Raw genomic sequence first — 3,380 nt, forward strand, 5'->3', positions numbered from 1 at the left:
CTCGTAAAGATCGACCAGCCCGCGCAGCATCGGCGCAGTCTCTGCCTCAACCGAAAAACCCGTCTTCCACATCCGCAAAACCGGGACCAGCTCATTGTCCGCCATTACCCGCAAACGGCTTTTCTTGCGCATCCCCTGAAGCCGGGCGGTGTCCAGCGCTTCCTGCACGGCTTTGGGCACATAGGTATTCATCGTTCCGGCCTTCCAAATGCTTAGTGTCTCTCGGGTCCTTCTTTCAACGGTGCGTCACAAACATATAAAATCAAGTGAACATTTTCGGAAATTTGACGGTCGCGCAATTTTGTTGCTCTTGTGCAGTGACGCAGAGGCCTTGCGCGCTGCGCTGCATAGGCACCCGGCCTGAGCAGGTCTATGTTTCCTGCGCACAGCAGCAGGAGCAGACGTGATGGGCCTTTTGATCGACGGGAAATGGCACGACAAGTGGTATGATACCAAATCCACTGGCGGCGCGTTCAAACGCAGCGAATCGCAGTTCCGCAACTGGATCACAGCCGATGGCAGCGCTGGTCCTTCGGGCAAGGGCGGCTTCCCCGCAGCAAGCGGACGCTATCACCTTTTTGTCTCGCTCGCCTGCCCCTGGGCCCACCGCACGCTGATCTTCCGCAAGCTGAAGGGGCTCGAGGATCATATCTCTGTTTCCGTTGTGCATCCCGATATGCTGGGCGAAGGCTGGACCTTTGACAGGGACGACCATGGCGCCACCGGCGACACTCTGTTCGGCAGTTCCCATATGCACCAGATCTACACCCGCGCCGATGCAGGCTATACCGGCCGGGTGACGGTGCCGGTTCTGTGGGACAAGGAACAGGATACCATCGTTTCCAACGAAAGCGCCGAGATCATCCGAATGCTCAACTCAGCGTTCAACGGGATCACCGGCAACACCAGCGATTACTGGCCGGAAGAGCTGCGAGAGCCGATCGAGGCCGTGAACGCCCGCATCTACAGCACCATAAACAACGGCGTCTACAAATGCGGCTTTGCCACCACGCAACAGGCTTATGACACCGCGGTTGAGCCGCTGTTTGAAAGCCTGGACTGGCTGGAGGACCTGCTGTCGCAACACCGCTACCTGCTGGGGGACCGTGTGACCGAGGCCGACTGGCGGCTGTTCACCACCCTCCTGCGGTTTGATCCGGTCTATCACGTGCATTTCAAGTGCAACCGCAAGCGGCTGGCAGACTACCCGAACCTTTGGGCCTATACCCGCGAGCTGTACCAATGGCCGGGCGTGGCGGAAACCGTCGGTTTGCAGCATATCGTGCGCCACTATTACTACAGCCACGACACCATCAACCCGCACCGGATCATCCCGGTCAATCCGGATATCGACTGGCAAGAACCGCACCGGCGCGGCTGATCCGCCGCGGGCAGCCGCCAATCCGGCGTTTCCGGCCGATACCGCTAAAATTAGGGAGTTCACGCCCCGCCCCGGTTGCTTTATGAACCGCTGTGTCTGATTTGACGTCCGATCCGTTCGGAGCAACATTCAACCGGTGGCTACCGCGATGCTTGAACTCCCGCTCGAAAATTCGACCCCATCCAGGGACCACGGCGGCAACTTGGGCGTTGCCATGGCAGAATTCGGCGGTACCCGCAGCGATTGGATGGACCTGTCCACCGGTATCAACCCGCACCCCTATCCGCTGCCGGACTTTACCGCCGGAGACTGGGGCGCGCTGCCGGACGCCGATGCGCTGGCCGACCTCGAACGCGCCGCGCGGTCATTCTGGAACATCCCGGATGAGGCCGCCGTGCTGGCTGCCCCCGGTGCATCAGCCCTGATCGCAGCCCTGCCTGCGCTGGCCGCGCCGCGCTGGGTGCAGATCACCAAACCGACTTACAACGAACACGCCGCGGCTTTTGAAGCCCGCGGCTGGAAAATCCGCGTGGATGGCCCGGCTGAGGCCCGCGTCGCGGTGCATCCGAACAACCCCGACGGCCGGATGTGGAGCGAAGATCAGCTCACCGCACCGCTCACTATTATCGACGAAAGCTTTTGCGACGTCTGCCCAACGGAGAGCCTGATTCGCATGGCCGCCCGCCCCGGCGTGATTGTCCTGAAAAGCTTTGGCAAATTCTGGGGCCTCGCCGGCCTGCGGCTGGGCTTTGCGATCGGCGATCCCAAACTGATCGCCGCTCTGTCAACGTGGCAAGGCCCTTGGGCGGTCTCCGGCCCGGCCCTGCGAACTGGCGCGCTGGCCCTGAAGGACCACGGCTGGGCCGGAGACACCCGCACCCGGCTCCGGGCGGATGCGGCGCGGCTTGACGAGATGATGCTTGCCAAGGGCGCCAGCCTGGTGGGCGGCACCGATCTGTTCCGCCTCTACAATGTTGACGATGCCGCCGTCTGGCAGGACAAACTTGCCCGCGCCCGCATCTGGAGCCGCATATTCCCTTATTCCAAAACCTATCTGCGCCTCGGCCTGCCGCCCGCTGACGGCTGGGACCGGCTGGAGGCCGCGCTATGACCACCGCGGCCATGCTGGCGGTGGCCCTCGTGCTGGATGCCGTTTTCGGCGAGCCCAAATGGCTGTGGTCCCGTATCACCCACCCGGCGGTGCTGATGGGCAAGGCAGTCGGCTTCTTCGACCGCAAGCTTAATACCGGCCAAAACCGCCGCGGCAAAGGCGTTCTGGCCGCGTTGGCGCTGGTTCTTTGCGGCGTTATCGCTGGCAAGCTGCTGTCGCTGCCCGGCACGCTGGTGGAAATCCTGGTGGCAGCCATCCTGATTGCCCAGCGTTCGCTGACCGAACATGTTGCCGCCGTTGCCAAGGGCCTGCGCAGCAGCCTGGAGGATGGCCGCCAAGCGGTTGCAATGATCGTCAGCCGCGACACCGCGGCCATGACGGCGCCGCAAGCCGCCCGCTCTGCCATTGAAAGCGGCGCCGAGAACATGTCGGACGGAGTCATCGCCCCTGCATTCTGGTTTCTGATTGCCGGGTTGCCGGGCCTGATTGTTTACAAGATGGTCAACACCGCCGACAGCATGATCGGCTACCGCACCAGCCGGTACAAGGATTTCGGCTGGGCCGCCGCCCGTCTGGACGACCTGTTGAACCTGATCCCGGCCCGCCTTACTGGGTTGCTGATCGCCCTGTCCAGCGGCCAACTGCGCCACTGGGGTGCAATTTCTGCAGACGCCCGAAAGCACCGGTCGCCCAATGCCGGCTGGCCCGAAGCCGCCATGGCGCGGGCGCTGGACACCGCACTGGCCGGCCCGCGATCTTATGAGGGGCAGATGCTCGACTTTCCCTGGGTCCATGCATTTGGTACCAAAAGCGCCAATGCCGAAACCATCACCCGCTCCGTGACCCTGCTGTGGCAGACTTGGGCGCTTGGTCTTGTCCTGACGGTTG

At 62.6% G+C, this 3,380-nt stretch carries 3 protein-coding genes and 1 pseudogene; 3 read left to right on the plus strand and 1 reads right to left on the minus strand.

The window, feature by feature from the left end; genetic code table 11:
• A pseudogene (locus A2I95_RS28235) lies at nt 1-192 on the minus strand (hypothetical protein); the annotation flags it as partial.
• Nucleotides 193-406: 214 nt separating this feature from the next.
• On the opposite strand from A2I95_RS28235, the gene A2I95_RS28240 reads away from it, so the two are divergent.
• The 3 genes from A2I95_RS28240 to cbiB form a co-directional block, all read left to right on the plus strand.
• A complete protein-coding gene (locus tag A2I95_RS28240; protein WP_291735242.1) occupies nt 407-1,381 on the plus strand; it encodes a glutathione S-transferase family protein in 975 nt (324 codons plus the stop codon).
• Between the two features lie 148 nt (nt 1,382-1,529).
• Entirely contained in the window at nt 1,530-2,492 is a 963-nt protein-coding gene (locus tag A2I95_RS28245; RefSeq protein ID WP_291735245.1) for a threonine-phosphate decarboxylase, read from the plus strand.
• A partial coding sequence (gene cbiB, locus A2I95_RS28250; RefSeq protein ID WP_291735247.1) for an adenosylcobinamide-phosphate synthase CbiB occupies nt 2,489-3,380 on the plus strand: 892 nt, incomplete at its 3' end. The genes A2I95_RS28245 and cbiB, both read left to right, overlap by 4 nt.

This window comes from Leisingera sp. F5, from assembly GCF_001593695.1.